The sequence below is a fragment of the Sediminitomix flava genome (assembly GCF_003149185.1).
Lineage (GTDB): Bacteria > Bacteroidota > Bacteroidia > Cytophagales > Flammeovirgaceae > Sediminitomix > Sediminitomix flava.
On the sequence record NZ_QGDO01000006.1, the window covers coordinates 239,938 to 258,007 of the forward strand.

Sequence of the window (18,070 nt, forward strand, 5' to 3'; positions counted from 1 at the left end):
GGTAAAATAATAGCTGTGCTTAATGAGTGATGTACAGCTTAAAATGTATTCCCAATATATTCTGAAGGGAAAGTTTCAAGCGAAAAAAATAGTATTAGGCTTAAGGGGGAAATAGTTTTTATAGAAATGGATTGGTAGGAAAAGAATAGCTATAAATTATTTCCCCTACCAATTTTTCAAGGCTAAGACGAGGGGGAATTGAAGGGCTTTAAATACAAAATCCCCACGATAGCCTCAGCTAAAGTGGGGATGATATTTTTAGTTTAAAATGACTAATTCAAAGTCTGAGAAATATCAATTAAAGGGCGAGTTTCACCGCTTACTTTTGGAAGTTCGCCATTCCATTTTTTCACTTTCTCATAGTTGATCAAGTTTGGAGTAATCGAACGAGCTTTTATTTGGTTAGCTTTTGCTTCAGCTTCTGCTCTTGTAATAATCTTATAAGCTTCCGCTTTCGATTTGATAGAGTCAATTTTGAACTGAGCACGAGCTGTGGCTACTTCATTTTCACGCTGTTGAGCCTGTTGCTTTGCTCTCATTTTATCATCAAGAGATTTCTTTACAGACTCTGGAGGAGTGATGCCACCCACTAGATAAACTTTCTCAACGGTGATTCCATTTTTGCCTGCTTCCTGCTTCACGATTATATTGATTTCTTCCATAAACTGTGCTCTTCCATCTCCATAGATATATTGAGCAGTGTATTTAGAAGAATTTAATGTAAATGCATCACGAACAATATTACGCAAATTGACATTTGTGATCTCAGAAACTCCTTTTCTGTATGAAGTAAAAATGGTTGGAACATCTTCCTTCTTAATTCTGTAACTGATCCCGACATCAGCATTTAGTTGTAGACCTTCGTTAGACTGAAAGTCAAAACCTTCTTGTGAGCGAGAGTCTTCGTTTATATCGTCTGTCCATACTTTATTCTGAAGGAAAGTAGGGAAAATGTATAGTTCCTCATTTACGCCAACCCAGTATCTTCCTGCACCCAAAACTTCCATTTCACCTTTGTTATCCCCCAACAAATTGACTTTGATAGCTACATTACCATTTCTGACTTTAGTACAAGAAGCAGTTAGGAGTAGTAATGCAACTGCCCAAAATAGGTTTTTCGTTTTCATTATTTTCTTAAAAATTTGAGGTTAAGAATAAAGGTAGCGACAAGAATCCCTGCCCCTAATAAATTATCTGTTGTGGAGTTATTACTGATAAGTGGTGGAGCTATAAAGCCAAGAACAGCAAAGTCTAGTAGACCTATTCCGAGCCATCTCCACAGCTTGTTATTGCTTGGCGGATTATAGCTTTTTGTGCTCCGTTTACCTTTCATAGTTTTATGAATTGTAGTAAAAAATCTTCTGGTTTCAGAAGATGTGTTGTTTTTAGCAATACAGGATTATACGAGAGAAATCTAAAAAAGGTTAAATGCAGATAGTTTGTGGAGAAGGGAAAGTGTGAAGCACTTATGCTAGAGGAAATGGGAAATGCTATTTTGTGAGATTATTCAATCGGCTTTACCTAATTTCTAGATAAAGCCGAATTCAGTAGATGGACATATAATTTCGAGATAAAAATTTACTGTTCTTAACTTATAAATGGATATCAGAGTCTTCAGACTCGACATCTTAGCAGATTTTGGAGTCTAAAGAACTGCGTCCGCCTCTTTCATTCATAGTAATTCATGCACAGTGGATATTGTCTTTCTTACTCTGATTGTAGTGTTCATTTCTTTTCTTGATAAAAGAAACGAACCAAAGAAAATCAAGTCACATAAAAAACGGTCACCCCACTTGCCTTTGCTCCTCCGCTTTTGTGGCAAGCTTCCCACTAATACGTTTAAGTGGGCTGTTAGTCCCATCGTGTGGAGCTTAGGCTGATTTGCGGGAAGGACGATTGAATGGGACTTGATTTTTTGCTTCGTTTTTCATCAAGGAAAAATGAAGACTACAATTAAATCAATGAATGATTGTACTTACTAAGGCAGATCAATTAGAATGAAAATCGAAATTACCCAAACACATATGTCCACCTTCTTATAAATTGATCGAGAAATTTACGATTTTTTGAAATCTATAATCATTTCATCTAAGCTCTGATGTGGCCTTCCCGTAACTTTTTCAAAGTCTGAAACTACATCAAAAGAGCCTTTTTTGATACCATCATAAATACCTGTCACAATCACGCCAAAGAATTCTCCAAGTTCATTTTTACGATCAGCTAAATATTCTTCACTGCTCATTTCTTTGTAAGTGAGTTTTGTGTTGAAATCTCTATTGATGGTATCGGTCAATTCTTGCTGTGTGATTGGCGTTCCAGATAAATTGTAGATTTCGCCATTCAGATCATCATTAGAAAGCAAGGCAACATAAGCTTTGGCTAGTTCGGCTCTGCTTGTATATGCACATTTTCCATCAGCCGCACTATTCCAAATACAGCCCTTTTCAGCATATTTTTCTACATATTCTAAATCGGGTTCAATGTAAAGTCCATTCCGTCCGATAGCCCAATTCAATTTTGAAGAGGAAATATCTTGTTCTGTCTGACGATTACTTTTGATAATAGCGTCAAAAGCTGTACCTACTTCAGAACCGATAATACTTGTGTAGACTAACTTTTTTACGCCATTTTCTTCAGCAGCCTTGATGATATTACGGTGTTGTTGAATTCTTTTTTCTGGGGCATCTAGCCCAGAAACCACAAGAACTTTATCAATGCCTTTTAGTGCTTCATTGAATTCATCAAAAGAGTTGTAGTCACCTTTACGAATTTCAATACCGAGTGATTTGGCTTTTTCTGGTGTACGAGCAATACCAACTATACTATCTTTTCCATAAACATCGATCAATGCATTAACGATTGCTTTTCCGAGTTGACCACTGGCAGTAGTTACAGCTATTTTCATGATCTATTTTTGAGTAGTGAATATGAGTAGAAATAGTAACAAGGTACTCATTCTGTGGTAGCTTGTTACTTATCTTCAAAAATTATTTGATGGAAATAATCTCCATAGAACCTTTTGATCTTACGTACAGAATGCTTTCATCTGTAGTAGAAAGTTGATGCTCGGAATGACCTAAGGCACTGAAGTAACTTCCTTCCTCTAAAGTAGTCGGTTGTTCACTTTTAGGTGTTTGGTATTGAGGTGTACCTTTAATAACAACGGCTCGAAAATCTGGGCTTTTACTAATGATTTTCCCCTTGAAGTTTACAGGCAATTTGATCAAACGACCATTGAATTCAGTACTACTTGGCTCTCCCCATAAGAACGCAACTTTTGCATCCGATTGATCAATCCATTTAATATCAGCAGCATCTAACCAAACCATATTTGATTGATCTACATTGATTGGTTCTTCTCCACTGTCAAAGTGTTCTTCTGTGGGCATTACGAGGTACGGGCCTTCTTCTATCTCAATATATGCCATGGTATTACTGCCTTTTGCAGAAGTAATATGAACAGCTCCTTTTGGCTGTGTCCAGAATGAGCCAGAAGGCAGCCACATATTTTCAGCCTTAGGGTCATCATTATGCACAAGACCGTTAATTACAATCCCTTTATAAGTCACATTATGAATGTGCGGAGGTGATTGAAAACCATCTACAGGTCTAAATAAAAAGCCTGTCGCTTCTTTTCCATTACGATCTCCCCAAAGAGTACCAGCCAAAGGACTTTGGTCGCCACGAGCAGGGTTGAGTTTGTCAAATTTGACATCAGAAGTCAGTATTAGCTGATATTCGGTATCCGTATTTTTACGATCGAATGTGTTTTGTGAGTTAGAGTTTGTACAAGCAAGAAAAAGACTTGTAGATAGAATTAATAAAAAGGGTCTCATTTTAGATGTATACTTAGGTAATGATTTGACTTTTAGAATGTATGACTACATTAAAATCAGTCTGTTCGTATTTATAGTTCCTCTCAGTCTTCTTTGGTTATTTAAAACTTAAAAGAGTTCTAAGATTTGAACAAAGTTAGGTCTGATCTTAAATGATAAATGAGATAAAGCTTTAATAATCGCAAAGATTAAGACTTTATCTCATTAATTCTTTATGTAAGAGGCTGTTGCTTAAAAGGTCGATAGAACTGTTTTTTTATTCACATTAAGATCAATGCCATTTCTTCTTTTATAAACAATAGTGAGGGTAATGACGATTAGTATGGTAATTAGCCTAAAAATATTAGCATACAAGTTTCCGCCAGCAGTACCCGTTCCGTCAAAGAGGAGCCATGCTAAGTTCATAAAGAAATGTAGTCCGATTGGAACCCACAAATTGAAATTCCATTCTGCATAAAGCCATGCAAATAGGAGTGCTCCTGCGAAAGTGACTAAAAATATCATCACTAATTCCATAGGGTCTTGACTTTGGTACAAATGGCCAGCAGCAAAAATAAGTGCACCAATGATAATTGAAGGTAGAAAGCCTAATTTCCCGTATTTGAAAAGCTGTCCGAATAAGAAAGCTCTGTAATACAATTCTTCAAAAAAAGCTGCGTATACAGCAGATTCAATGACTATTCCGACAGTCGTTTCAGACTCAAACTTGAATAAAAAGCTAAATCCGATAAACAGAGGAATTGTAGACAAGAGACCAACACCAAGACCTTCAAAAATTGATTTGTTCAAACCAACGCTCTCAAGCAATTGAGCAGGCTTGTGTAGGAGTAGCAATCCTATAAAAATAGGAATTCCAACAAGTACATAGGTGATCCCATAGCTGACAAGAATATTATCTATATACTCGTCTAGACCATACATAATATCAGCGAAAGATGACTTTTGAAGGAATTTGTATATAGCAAAAACAATAAGTGTGATGAGAGAAATCTTGATACGATGATTAGTAGTTGGGGTTTTCATAGAAAAAGTTTAAATAATTATACTTAAAGTTAATTTCAAACTAAGTATTTTTTAGTATAAAAAAAAGTCTAACTCAATCACTTCTATTGAGTTAGACTTCTGATTCTCTTTTCTATGTATAACTAGTTCTTACTTGCGTAAAGCAAAGTAGAGCTATTTTCATTTCTCAATAATTCTTTAGCAAGTCGGTTTACTTGATCTACACTTACTTTCTGAATTAGTTCTTCTTCTTTATTTACAAGCTCAGTATCTCCCAGTACACTAGCGAAAGCGAGTCCCATAGCTCTTGGCATCAATTCTTGTTTGCCATAAGCCATACTAAACTCTGCTTGATTTTTAATTTTCTGAAGTTCGGTATCAATTACACCTTCTTGTGCAACGGCTGCCAAGGCATTTTCCAATGCAGCATTTCCTTCTTCAAGACTGATTCCCTCTTGCATTTTACCAGAGAAAGTCAATAAGCCATTGTCAAAAGAACCCGAGATATAAGAAGAGAAAGAACTGAAGATTTTATCTTCCTTCACCAATTTCTGATAAAGCTTTGATGATTTACCTCTACCCAAAATCTCAGAAAGAATATCTGTAGCATAGAAATCAGGATGAAGTTTATCGCACATATGATAAACTTTATGCAGAGCATCTACAGGTACATTTTCTTCAACTTTCAGTAAACGAGCCTCAGTCTGAACAGGCTCTTTTGGAAGGTTGCGGGTATATTTTTCTCCTGATTCAATATCTCCAAACCACTTTTCTGACAAGCGTTTTACTTCTTCTAAAGTCGTATTTCCTGCCACAATCATGACCGCATTACAAGGTCTGTAATATTTGAAGAAGAATTCTTTTACATCATCCATTACAGCTTGCTCAATATGAGCGATTTCTTTGCCAATAGTTGGCCAGCGGTAAGGGTGTACTTTGTAAGCCAATTCTCTTAGTTTCATCCAAACATCGCCATAAGGTTGATTGAGGTAACGTTGTTTGAATTCTTCGATCACTACTTTTCTTTGTACTTCTAAGACTTTAGGATCGAAAGAAAGGCTTTTCATACGGTCAGATTCTAACCAAAAAGCCGTTTCAATATTTTGTGCTGGAAGATTGATGTAGTAATTGGTTACATCAGGACTTGTAAAAGCATTACAACTTCCACCTACTCGCTGAAGTGGAGTGTCAAATTCTGAGATGTGCTTTGAACCACCAAACATCAGATGCTCGAAAAGATGGGCAAACCCCGTTTTTTCTGGGTCTTCGTCTCTCGATCCTACATTATAGATTATATCTAAAATGACATTAGGAAAACTCTGATCTTCATGAACAATTACTTTCAATCCGTTGTCGAGTGTAAAGCTTTTATATTGAATCATCTATGTTTTTTAGCTATGCTTTGTCAAATGTACACAAGAGGATAAAGTAGCGGCTCTTGTTTTTTTTATGTGTGAAGTCTGTGGACTTCTTGATGTATTCTAGTATTTGGATTTGGCGAAGATAATCGCGCGAGCAACAATCTTAAAAACTCAGATATTGAATTCTGATAAGCCTTTAAAATAAACAATCTAATTGGACTTTTTTAGTTTTTGTTGCATTTAAACAACTAAGTTACGCTTTTTGTAGTTAGGTAAAATCTTTTCACCTTCTTTCTCTTAGAAATAACATATTAGATATGCGAATAGCAGTTATTGATTTAGGAACAAATACATTCAAATATATTCTTTGTGAGCTTCAAGATGGGAAACTTGTAAGATTGGCTTCTGACCTTCAATTTGTGAGATTGGGAAAAGGAGGAATCAGTGACGGGAGAATTTTACAAGAAGCCGTAGATAGAGCCATTCATACCCTGTCTGATTTTAAGAAACAAATCAATCGTGTTGGAGCTGATGAGATTGTGGCGATTGGTACGAATGTATTTAGAGCTGCTAAAAATGCAGAAGAAGTCATCGAAGAAATTTATGAAGAACTAAGAATAAAAGTTCATGTGATTTCGGGAGAAGAAGAGGCAAGACTGATCAGTTTTGGGGTTCAGCATGAAATAAACTTTGAAGGGGAAAAAGGCTTGATCATGGATATTGGAGGGGGAAGTACCGAATTCATTATCTGTGATGAAAAAAAAATCTATTGGAAAGAAAGCTTTGAAATAGGTGCTCAACGCTTGATGGATGCATTTTATAAAGAAGATCCAATTTCACTGGAGAGTCAAAAGGAGATGTATGATTTCTTTGATGAAGAATTGGCATCACTTAACGAGCAGATCAGTATTTTTCAGCCTAAAAAACTAATTGGTTCGGCAGGAACATTCGACACCATCAGAAGTATGTACGAAGCTCGAACAAGAGAAACCTTGACTGAGGAAAAGAATTTTGTGGGTACAGGTATTTTCAATGCCATGTATCAAGAGTTGTTGACTTTACCTCGAGTTCAGCGTCTTCAAATTGCAGGTTTAATATCTGAACGTGTAGATATGATTGTACCTGCGGCTATTTCACTCCAATATGTGATAGAGCAAGTTCAGACTGATCGTATCTATATTTCAGAAAGCTCGCTAAGAGAAGGTATTTTTTGGCAAAAGCATTCTTGATGGAATTATGAAGGATTGAAACGTAGTTATGGGGGTAGTATAATTTTCCAAAAACAGACTTCTCTCTAAAAACTATGAAAAGGCTACTTTTCTATATAACTATATTCTTATTCCTAAGCATGAGTGCTTTTTCTATTGAAAGAAAAGCACTTATTATCGGGATAAACAATTACGAACCCAAAGAAGGGCTAGACGCTGTAAAATCGGATAGAATGTGGATTAACTTGGATGGCTCAGTGAATGATGCCCTTTCCATGAAAAGTATCCTTCTGAATAAGTTCGGTTTTGTTGAAAACAACATCATAACATTAGTAACCCCCGAAGAGACCACAAGAGATAAACTTATCGAAGGCTTTAAGAAGCTTGCCGCCATGACCCAAAAAGGCGATGAGGTATTCATATATTATGCAGGGCATGGTTCTCAAGTTGTGAATTCAAGATCGCCAGAAGTAGACAAGCTAGATGAGACGATAGTACCTTCCGATTCTTACACGGGCGTGTTGGATATCAGAGACAAGGAACTGAATGAGCTTTTTTCCAAAATACAAGACAAAGGAGCTGTTCTGACAATCATCTTTGATAGCTGTAATAGTGGTTCTGTGAGTCGCTCATCAGGCTTGCCAGAAATGTATAAAGCAAGAGCCATCAGAAGAGACAATAGAGATGTGAAAGAACCTTTTGACCCGATTGATATTGCCTCGAAAGGAGCACTTGTGATTTCAGCATCTCAAGATTATGAGTTAGCGAAAGAGTTTACGGATCCCGATGGGCAAAAACATGGTGCTTTTACTTACGCATTTATGAAGGCACTTCGGGAAAGCTCACCGAATGAATCGGCTTTGAATCTTTTCAAAAGAACTCGTTCTATTCTTTTATATATGGGAGTGCCTAGTCAACATCCTGTTTTTGAAGGGAATATTTCACGCTCTCGCCTTACCCTTTTTGGCTCAGAATCTGAAGAGAAATATACCAAAGTAGCTATTTCTGATAAAGAAAAAGATGTAGTAGAACTAGATGGAGGATTTGCGATTGGTTTATCACCAGGAACTACTTTAGCAAGTTTGAATGAAGATGGAGTAGAACTGCAAGTTACTGAAATGACGGATATCAATAGTTGTTTGGCAAAGGTGATTAATGGAAAGCTGGGAGATATCGAGATTGGTGATTTTTATCGAATTACAGGAATGCCATTTATAGGAAATAGGGCATTGAAAGTTTGGTATTCGTGTAGCAATTATAAAGCTGAAGACCTCAAGGAATTACATAATGGTATAGGTAAAATAGCCTCCAAATATGAACTCAAGGTATTAGAGGAACTGACTGTAGAAGATGTTTCTATCAAATGTATTTTTGATGGTACAGCTTGGCAGTTGGTCAATCATTGTGGAGAAAAAAGAATGTTACCTATCAAATTTGATGAAGCTAGTTTTGAAGAAGGAATTAAGAGTCTAGTGAATTCGGGTTGTATGGAGTTTGGAAATACCATTTGGGTCAATTATCCTCCTGTAAAAGGTGTCGGAGACCTTATGGAAAAGACATTTCTACATGAAGGTTCGGGAGTAGAAAAAACATTGAGTATCCCTGAAGCAACTTATTGGCTAAGTGGTAGATTCAATAAAAGTGGGCAGCTAGAATATGCTTGGTATTACTCTGAACTTTCGGCAGAGCTTTACCCACTGCCTAACCGAACCAATTGGGTACTTTATGATTCTGATCGTACAACATTTGAAAGTCTTTATAGAAGCAGTAATCAAATCTCTAAATTATATGCTTGGATGACCTTGCCTTCACCTAGCAATGATGCTTCATTTCCTTATTCCTTAGCGATTAGGGATGTTATCTCTAAAAAGGTGATCAAAGATGGAAATACAATTGAAGGTTCTGTCTATGAATTTGTGATGATGCGTGACGAGGCTTTATTTAAAAAGTGGAATAGGCGAGACCGTTTTATTTACATTTTTATGATGGATAGTAACGGGCAAATGACACTTGTTTTTCCTCGAAATAGTAGTGTAGAGAATAATACTTATACTTTGGCCAAGAGTGAAGGAGGAAAGTATTTGGAGGAAGTTGTTATTCCGAAAAGTAAATTTAGGGTAGGTCCGCCTTATGGCGCAGACACGTTCTTTATGCTTTCTAGTAAAGAACCTTTAAATGACCCTTGGGTCTTGGAAAGCCCTGCGGTGGTTACACGCGGAGGAGCAAAAGTTCAGAATCCGATTGATATACTCCTAAACAGAGGTGTACAAAGAGGCGATAAAAAAGCCTCGAATTCATCTGATTGGTATATTGAAAGATTTACATTGTATAGTCAAGGAGAATAATCTTCTCATGAATTATTATAAATAAAGTAAAGAAGCTAGTTCGGAGTATGAAATAGCTTCTTTACTTTATATTTTTCATTCTAATATTCCGATTCGCTAATAATTCCTATCTTGCTATGATAAGATTATAAATATCGAGCAAGGATGAAGAAGTCATTTTTATACCTACTTTTTCTGACAGCACTGATAGGCTGTCAATCACTTCAAAAGAATACAAAATCCTCCAACATAGCGGAAACAATCTCAGAACCTCTTCTTACTGTGGATAGCCTAGAGGTATCCAAAGATGAGTTTTTGTATTTGTATGACAAAAATTATGGAAAAGAAGCAAACGCTTATTCCGATGAGAGTCTGAAAGAATACCTAGATCGTTACCAAGTTTTTAAGCTGAAAGTAGCGGAAGCTTACAGTAGAGGTTTAGATAAAGACCCTGCTTTGAAGCAAGAATATGAGATGTATCAGAAACAACTTGCAGATTCTTATTTAAAAGGTCGTGAGTTTTCTGATGCGATTATTAAGGAAGCTTATGAACGTTTGAATAACGAAGTGGAGGCCTCACATATTCTTATTCGTGTGAGTGAAGATGCTCCTGAAGAAGATACTTTAGCTGCTTTTCAAAAAATCACTGAGATCAGAACAAGAGTTTTGAATGGTGAAGATTTTGGAACTGTGGCTCAAACTTCATCTGAAGATCCTTCAGCTAAGAAAAACAAAGGATACTTAGGCTATTTTACAGCATTCCAAATGGTTTACCCTTTTGAATCGGGAGCCTTTAATACTCCTTCAGGGGAAATCTCGGAGATTGTACGTTCTTCTTTTGGTTACCATATTATCAAGGTACACTCTAAAAGAGAAGTAAAAGGAAAGTATCAGATGGCACATATTCTTCTTTCTGTACCGAAACAATTTGATGAAGCTCAAAAGTTGAAGGTAAAGGAGAAGGCTGATGCAATCTATGAAAAATTGATGGCAGGGGAAGATTGGAATACAATCTGTCAGCAATTCTCTCAAGATACGCGTTCATCTCGAAATGGCGGAATTATGCCTCCTGTAAGACTAAGTAGTGTTCCTAAACCAATCGCAGAGGGGGTAAGATCATTATCTCAAGAAGGTGAAATCACTGAACCTGTACGTACGCAATACGGCTGGCATATTGTGAAGCTGATCGAAATTCAGCCTATGCCTTCATTTGAAGAAATGGAGCCAGAATTGAAAAAGCGAATGAAGAGAGATGCTAGAGCAGAAGTTTCCCAACAAAAATATTTAGCACAGCTAAAGCTTGATTACGATTTTGAAGTAAATGAAAAGTTGAAAGCAAGTGCATTGGCTAGTTTCGATTCTACTTTGCTAGAGGGGAAATGGAAACAAGTTCCAAATAAGCAAGACAAAAAGATTGTACTAAAAGTAGGAAGTGAGCGAAAGTCACTACAATCTTTCTATGAGTTTGTGACGACAAGACAAAATCCTCAGAAAGGGAAAAACTTGAAAAGATATAGCTCACAATTGTGGGAAGAGTTTGAGACAGAAAGTGTGATGGCTTATGAGCGTACACAGTTACCAAATAAATACCCTGAATACAGATACTTACTCAAAGAGTATAAAGAGGGGATTATGCTTTTCAGTATAATGGAATCTGAAGTATGGGGTAAAGCTGCCAAAGACACTTTGGGAATGAAACAATACTACGAAGGTCATTTGGACAAGTACATGTGGAATGAGCGAATGAAAGCCAAAGTGTATAATGCAGGTAATCAACGTACTTTAGAAAAAGTAGAAGAAGCTCTTGAGCTAGGACGCTTTGAGATTATTCCTTCAGAGGTAGTACAGCTTTCTTACAGACGAAATTATACGAACCTCACATCTACACACAAAAGAGATTTACGTAAGGTTGCTAATCTTCTGAAAGAAAACTCAAACTATCAGATTGCATTTTATATGCCACTAAGAAGTTCTGAAAGTGCAGGTATCGCCACGAAGCGTTTGACTAAAACAGAAGCTTATTTGAAAACACTGGGTATTCAGTCAGATCGAATTGTGACAACAACGAAATCAGAAGGGAAAGCAGGTACACTCCAAATCGTTTATTACGATACAGACCTTAGTCAATTAGAAACTAAGCTGAATGAAGAGAATGTTTTAGCATTGAATATCTCTGAAGAAGTAATTGATAAATCAGACAAAAGAGTTGAGCAAGGACAGCTTACTTGGGGAGTCGAAAGTCAGTCGATTTACACTGAAAATAACCGTTCAATTTTGGTTGTAGCCGAAGAGATTTTACCACCTTCTCCGAAAAAATATAAAGAGGTAAGAGGCAAGGTAATGGCAGATTATCAAGACTTTTTAGAAAAGCAGTGGGTAGAAGATCTACGTCAGAAATACCCAGTCACTATAAACGATTCGATCTTCCAAAGTATAGCTTTGCAGCCTTAGTTTAACTAAATTGTTTAATGTTAGTTAATATACTGTAAGCGCTGATTAACTTTGTGTTAAATCTGTTGCTTGAAAGGGACAGACTAGGAAGAAACGAGTAAATACTTGTAATTTTATGGATATCCATTAGGATTTAGCTATTCAAAAAAATTGGTATGGACAATAAGAAGTACAAGGTTCTGGTAGTTGATGATGAGCCAGATATCGTAGAGATTCTTACTTACAACTTGAATGCAGAAGGCTATGATGTATATTCTGCTTCGAATGGTAAAAAAGGCGTAGATAAGGCAAAAGAGATTCAACCAGACTTGGTTTTGATGGATATCATGATGCCAGTGATGGACGGAGTAGAAGCGTGTCGTCGTATCAAAGAGATACCACAAACTTCTAAAGCGTATATCATTTTCTTGACAGCCAGAGCTGAAGAATATTCTGAAATTGCAGCCTTCGATGTTGGTGGAGACGATTATATTGTAAAGCCAGTAAAGCCTCGTGCTTTGATGAAGCGTATTAAGACTGTTCTTGAGCGTAAGCAAGAAACTACTGGAGAAGAAGATAGAGATGTATTGAGTAGAGGCAAATTCACTATTGACCGTACAAGTTATACGCTTTTCGTAGAAGGAGAGCCAATGACTTTACCGAAAAAAGAATTTGAATTACTTTACTTCTTAGCTCGTAATCCGAAGAAAGTATTTAGCCGTGATGAGCTTCTGAAGAATATTTGGGGTTCTGACGTATATGTACTTGCTCGTACTGTAGATGTACACATTCGTAGAGTAAGAGAAAAAATCGGAAATGAATTTATCAAGACCGTAAAAGGTGTAGGATATAAGTTTGAAGTCCATGAAAACTAATTTCATGTGGTTTTAAATCTAGCATAATAATTTAGGCGAAGCCTCCTGTTAACTGATTTTCAGATGACGGGAGGCTTTCGTACTTTTGTGTTTTCAAAATTAGATAGGAATATGTGGTTTAGCTCGAAAGCGGTTTCTTTTTTACTAGCAAGTTGCGTTTCGCTTATTACGGTCGCCTTTTTGAGTCTACTCAATGGAGTAGATTGGGTGGTTTATGTGGTAGCAGGAACAATTTCTTTTTCATCAGCTTTTATTTTGACTTATGTGACTTTGGAATTTATGATCTTCAGAGAGCTGAACAAAGTCAATAATCAGATAGAAATATTAAAGTCTGAGTCTGTTTCTCCTGAAGAACGAATCAAGATTTTCCAACAAGGGTCTTCTAAGATCTTCCAAAAGATGAATGCAGATATTGCAGACTATGCTCACAAGAAGGAAGAAGAGATTGATCGACTGCGAAAAATGGAAATATATCGTAGAGAATTCTTGGCAGATGTTTCTCACGAATTAAAAACTCCTATTTTTGCAGCCCAAGGTTATATCCTTACCCTTTTGGATGGGGCCATAGACGATGAAAATGTGAGAATGAAGTTCTTGAAACGAGCAGCGAAAAGTTTGAATGGACTTGATGCTTTAGTAAGAGACCTTCTGACGATTTCTCATATGGAGTCTGGAGAAATTTCGATGGATATGGAAATCTTCGATCTTCAGACATTGGCAACAGATGTAGTCGACCAACTGGAAGGGAAAGCACACAAGAAAGGCTTAGAAATCTATTATGAAGTAGAAAACGATGACGAAATTGCCATTGAAGGAGATTACAACCGTATTCGTCAAGTATTGGTAAACCTTGTAACCAACAGTATCAAGTACAATAAAGAAGACGAAGGTTGGGTAAAAGTCATTCTTGAAGACAAAGGCGAGGAAGTTAATGTTGTTATAGAAGATAATGGTATCGGAATCTCTGAAGAAGATTTGCAAAGAATCTTTGAACGTTTTTACCGAGTAGACAAAAGCCGTTCTAAAAAGGCAGGAGGAACAGGCCTTGGATTAGCCATTGTAAAACATATTATAGAGGCACATGACTCTAGAATTCATGTGAGTAGCGAATTGGGCAAAGGTACACGTTGCGAGTTCGCATTGAAGAAATACCAAGATTTAGATGAAGAAGTTTAGTATAAAAGATTGTATCCTTTTTGAAAATGACAATTATATCTTGATGAACAAGCCTCCTTATGTGGCTTCTCTTGACGAAAGAGATTCGACTAGGGATAATATGTTGGGCTTGTTGAGAGAGTATTGTCCTGAAGGAAGGTTGTGTCATCGTTTGGATAAAGAGACTTCTGGTGTATTAGTGGCAGCAAAAAATGATGAAGCCTACAGAAATCTTTCTATTCAGTTTGAGAATCGTGAAGTTTCCAAAGTCTACCATGCAGTAGTTGGAGGCGTTCAGAATTTCAATGAAACGAAAGTAAATTGGCCTATTGCGGTTTCGGGACGTGGAAACGTACGTATCGATACTGTAGAAGGAAAGCCTTCCCTTACAATTTTCAATACCTTAGAGGCATACAAATCTCATACTTTGGTAGAATGCTTGCCATATACGGGGCGTATGCACCAAATCCGTATTCACCTTGCAAGCTTGGAAGCACCAATTGCGGCAGATATTCTGTATGGTGGAAAATTTCCATTCCTTTCAGATATCAAACGCAAGTTTAATTTGAAGCAGCAGACAGAAGAACAAGCTTTGATTAAAAGGGTAGCACTTCACGCAAGAGCAATTGTTTTCAACGATGTAAACGGAGAACCAATTGCTGCTGAAGCAGATTATCCAAAAGACATTAGAGCATTTGTGAATCAGCTAAGAAAAAATAAATAAAACACCCTTCTAAAAGGGGTTTTTGAAGTGATACAGACATTGTTTGTATCACTTTTTTTATGAAAAAAGCCCAGTAAAATATTTACTGGGCTTAGTAGTGATCGATAAGTTGTTGTTATGAACAGGATTACGTTTTAGCGAATCCCGAATTTGAGTATTGTTTTCTCAGAATATAACCTCCCTTTTTCCAATAAGGTAGATGGAAAATGTGAATGATTCGGGCTGTCAGGATAGTATTGAGCTTCTAGTGCTAGCCCTGCATGTTTTTCAAAAGTATTCCCTTGTGTATTTTCAAAATTGTGCAAAGAATTTCCTGTATAAAGATGAACAGATGGATAGGTTGTGTACACATCTAATGTTCTTCTGGAATTAGGTTCGTAGACCGATGCGGCATGTTTGAGTACTTCTTTTTCGGCAGAATTCAATACCCAATCATGGTCAAATCCTGATGTGAGTTTGACTTGTTCGTAATCTGTATCTATATGTTTTCCTAAAACTTTTTCGGATGTAAAGTCCATCGGAGAGCCGCTTACAGGCATCAGTTCTCCACTAGGAATATGGTTTTCATTGAGGTGTAAAAATCGATCAGCATATAATCGAATTTGATGATCTAAGCAATTCCCACTTTTAGCTCCTTTCAAGTTGTAGTAGGTGTGGTTGGTTATATTGACATGCGTATCTTCATCAGAAACTGCTTCAAAATCTATTCTGAGTTCATTTTTATCATTCAGATAGTAGGTTGTGTTTACCTGCAAGTTACCAGGGTAGCCTTCTTCTAAGTGTTTTGCCACGAAAGTAAATCGAACACCAACTCTGTCATTTTCACGGATTCGTGTACCAGTCCAGAGCTTTCGATCAAAACCTTCTACACCTCCATTAAGGTGGTTTGGTGCTTGATTTTGAGCTAGTGCATACTCTTTGTCTCCAATCCTAAATTTTCCTTCATTTATCTTACCCGCAAACCTTCCGATAGTTCCACCAAGAAAAGGATGTTCACCATTATGATAGTAGGCATAAAAACTTTCATGATTGAGAGTGATTTCATCATTCATACCATCGGCATCATTTGTTTTGATTGAGGCGATCATAGCTCCAAAATCCGATAGTGCAATTTGAGTTCCTAGGTTATTCTTCAACGTATACAATGAGACAACTCTTCCATCATCGAGAGTCCCCCAGCTCTGTTTGTGTATTGTCAACATGATAGCTTGTGTTAAAGTGTAAAATTGGTTAAGAGTAAGCGATAATTTGATAATTGTTGTAAATATATGTAAAAAATACACTTGTTTAAGCAAAAGCTCCAAACTGATTTTTAGGATTATATTCGTACTTCTGAATAAAAAGCATTTATTTCAAACAAAAACAACGGATTCGTTTTTAGTATTGTGTTGAAAATCACATTCAAGAAATTTATTCTATAGTAAGAAGTATGAAAAAAATACAGTTGTGGGTGGTACTTCCCATTATTTTTTTGAGTTTGGGACTAGCAGTTTCTAAGTTAGGTGTTCTGGATGATGTTGGGATAGAAGTACAAGAACAGGAAGGGTTTCGATTAGTAGGGAAAGAGTTCAATGGAACCGTAGATGATAAAAAACTTGGTAAGATAATGGAAGAGGTCTATGGCTTATCGGAACAAACACAGCTACAATATGTGGTGTATTATCAAGGAAATCCTGATCAGTCAGACGAAGCCATCAATATATTTATTGGGTTAAAAACTTCTGAAAATCTGGAAGGTGATTTTAAAGAATTGGTGTTGAAACCTTATAAGGCAGTCCGAACTGAAATAGAAAATAGCTTTTTTGCACCAAACCCTGCCAATGTAAACAAAGCCATTAAAGAGTATGCGGCGCAGCATCAACTAAAGCTAGAAGATACTTATATTGAGTTTTATGACGACAATAAAGTAATTACGGAGATTGTCTGTGCGGAATAATAGCAAAGTAGATGGCATTGAGTAAGATATATTATAATCAGAGTTTTCTGAAGTGGTTGATCGTTTTGGTTGCAGCAATTGTAGGGGCTATTTCTTACCTATATACTGATCTATTGGTGAGTCAGTTGGCAGATCGAGAGAGAAGACAAGTAGACCTTTTTGCGAAAGTACAAGAACGAATAACCTCTCAAACAATAGATGATGAGGATTTGACATTTCTTCTGACAGAAATCGTAACCTCAAATGACCTGATTCCTGTTATCTTACTCAATGGCAACAAAGAACCTGTTGCTTCTAGAAATGTAGATATTCCAGAGGATTTGACAGAAAAGGAAAGTCAGGAATTTCTTAAAGAGGAAGTTGTCAGAATGACTGAAAATTATGACCCAATAGTCATTGAAGGCCCAAATTGGACAAACTATATTTGTTATACCAATTCACATTTGGTAACTCAGTTAAAATATGCGCCACTTCTTCAGCTAATTGTACTCACTGTTTTAGCAACTCTTGCCTATCTTATTTTTACAACATCCCGAAATGCCGAGCGTGAAAGATTGTGGGCAGGTTTGGCCAAAGAAACAGCACATCAGCTCGGAACACCAATATCATCATTGATGGCTTGGGTAGAATATTTCAGAGCAGGAGGAGAAGTTAATGAGGTAGTAGCCGATGAGTTGGATAAAGATGCAAAACGTCTTTCAATGATTACTTCTCGCTTTTCAAATATCGGATCAATTCCTGTTTTAGATAAAGAGTACAACCTCGGTGAAACTGTGGAAACAATAACAGGATATTTGAGAAGTCGCATTTCTCAGAAGGTCGACATCAACGTCAATTATCTGACGGATAAATTTGATCTAGATGGAAAATACAATCCACCCTTGTTAGAATGGGTTATTGAGAATATCTGCAAAAATGCTGTTGATGCCATGAATGGGCAAGGGGTGATTACAATCGATTTATCGTTTAACCAAGATACCAAAAGACTGGTTATGGATATTTCTGATACAGGAAAAGGGATTCCGAAGTCAAAACAAAAGACCGTTTTTCATGCAGGCTATACAAGCAAAAAACGAGGTTGGGGACTAGGATTGACACTTGCCAAACGTATTGTAGAATCTTACCATAAAGGGAAAATTTCGATCACTCAATCCTCTCCCGAAACGGGAACAACCTTCAGAATCTGTTTGCCAAAATAGTACTTGATTGAGTTGAGAAA

The 18,070-nt window shown here is 36.8% G+C and carries 15 protein-coding genes; 8 read left to right on the forward strand and 7 right to left on the reverse strand.

All coding sequences use genetic code 11. The features are described 5' to 3' along the window. Positions 1 to 272: 272 nt before the first annotated feature. From BC781_RS20045 to BC781_RS20070, 6 genes are all read right to left on the reverse strand, one after another. On the reverse strand, positions 273 to 1,127 hold the full coding sequence (locus BC781_RS20045) for an SPFH domain-containing protein (protein WP_109621232.1): 855 nt from the start codon (positions 1,125 to 1,127) through the stop codon (positions 273 to 275). Then, positions 1,127 to 1,333: a hypothetical protein gene (locus BC781_RS20050; RefSeq protein ID WP_109621234.1), complete on the reverse strand. Its 207-nt coding sequence runs from the start codon at positions 1,331 to 1,333 to the stop codon at positions 1,127 to 1,129. Before BC781_RS20050 ends, BC781_RS20045 begins: the two co-directional genes overlap by 1 nt. Before the next feature lie 723 nt (positions 1,334 to 2,056). Continuing rightward, on the reverse strand, positions 2,057 to 2,905 hold the full coding sequence (locus BC781_RS20055) for an SDR family oxidoreductase (RefSeq protein ID WP_109621236.1): 849 nt from the start codon (positions 2,903 to 2,905) through the stop codon (positions 2,057 to 2,059). Positions 2,906 to 2,987: 82 nt separating this feature from the next. After that, the gene (locus BC781_RS20060) at positions 2,988 to 3,836 is read right to left on the reverse strand and encodes a DUF4437 domain-containing protein (protein WP_109621238.1); all 849 of its coding nucleotides are present in this window, start codon (positions 3,834 to 3,836) and stop codon (positions 2,988 to 2,990) included. A gap of 231 nt (positions 3,837 to 4,067) precedes the next feature. Then, positions 4,068 to 4,859, reverse strand: a complete 792-nt coding sequence (locus BC781_RS20065; protein WP_109621240.1) for a CPBP family intramembrane glutamic endopeptidase — start codon at positions 4,857 to 4,859, stop codon at positions 4,068 to 4,070. A gap of 122 nt (positions 4,860 to 4,981) precedes the next feature. Beyond that, a complete protein-coding gene (locus BC781_RS20070) occupies positions 4,982 to 6,220 on the reverse strand; it encodes a M16 family metallopeptidase (protein WP_109621242.1) in 1,239 nt (412 codons plus the stop codon). A gap of 296 nt (positions 6,221 to 6,516) precedes the next feature. Between BC781_RS20070 and BC781_RS20075 the strand changes: the two genes are divergently transcribed. From BC781_RS20075 to BC781_RS20100, 6 genes are all read left to right on the forward strand, one after another. Beyond that, positions 6,517 to 7,428, forward strand: a complete 912-nt coding sequence (locus BC781_RS20075) for a Ppx/GppA phosphatase family protein (protein ID WP_109621244.1) — start codon at positions 6,517 to 6,519, stop codon at positions 7,426 to 7,428. A gap of 74 nt (positions 7,429 to 7,502) precedes the next feature. Further along, positions 7,503 to 9,752, forward strand: coding sequence for a caspase family protein (locus tag BC781_RS20080; RefSeq protein ID WP_109621246.1), 2,250 nt, complete (start codon positions 7,503 to 7,505; stop codon positions 9,750 to 9,752). Between the two features lie 144 nt (positions 9,753 to 9,896). Then, positions 9,897 to 12,182 (forward strand): peptidylprolyl isomerase, encoded by a 2,286-nt coding sequence (locus BC781_RS20085; RefSeq protein ID WP_109621248.1) that lies wholly within the window; start codon positions 9,897 to 9,899, stop codon positions 12,180 to 12,182. Between the two features lie 155 nt (positions 12,183 to 12,337). Then, entirely contained in the window at positions 12,338 to 13,036 is a 699-nt protein-coding gene (locus tag BC781_RS20090; protein ID WP_109621250.1) for a response regulator transcription factor, read from the forward strand. A 63-nt stretch (positions 13,037 to 13,099) separates the two neighbouring features. Further along, positions 13,100 to 14,212, forward strand: a complete 1,113-nt coding sequence (locus tag BC781_RS20095; protein WP_245935639.1) for a sensor histidine kinase — start codon at positions 13,100 to 13,102, stop codon at positions 14,210 to 14,212. Then, positions 14,199 to 14,915 carry an RluA family pseudouridine synthase gene (locus BC781_RS20100; RefSeq protein WP_109621252.1) on the forward strand — a complete coding sequence of 239 codons (717 nt, stop codon included), beginning with the start codon at positions 14,199 to 14,201 and terminating at the stop codon, positions 14,913 to 14,915. Before BC781_RS20095 ends, BC781_RS20100 begins: the two co-directional genes overlap by 14 nt. A gap of 134 nt (positions 14,916 to 15,049) precedes the next feature. Here the strand turns inward: BC781_RS20100 and BC781_RS20105 are convergent, their stop codons facing one another. After that, entirely contained in the window at positions 15,050 to 16,117 is a 1,068-nt protein-coding gene (locus BC781_RS20105; RefSeq protein WP_109621254.1) for an aldose epimerase family protein, read from the reverse strand. A 227-nt stretch (positions 16,118 to 16,344) separates the two neighbouring features. On the opposite strand from BC781_RS20105, the gene BC781_RS20110 reads away from it, so the two are divergent. Continuing rightward, a complete protein-coding gene (locus BC781_RS20110) occupies positions 16,345 to 16,851 on the forward strand; it encodes a GyrI-like domain-containing protein (RefSeq protein ID WP_109621256.1) in 507 nt (168 codons plus the stop codon). Positions 16,852 to 16,862: 11 nt separating this feature from the next. Continuing rightward, positions 16,863 to 18,050 carry a sensor histidine kinase gene (locus BC781_RS20115; protein WP_109621258.1) on the forward strand — a complete coding sequence of 396 codons (1,188 nt, stop codon included), beginning with the start codon at positions 16,863 to 16,865 and terminating at the stop codon, positions 18,048 to 18,050. Positions 18,051 to 18,070: the final 20 nt, after the last annotated feature.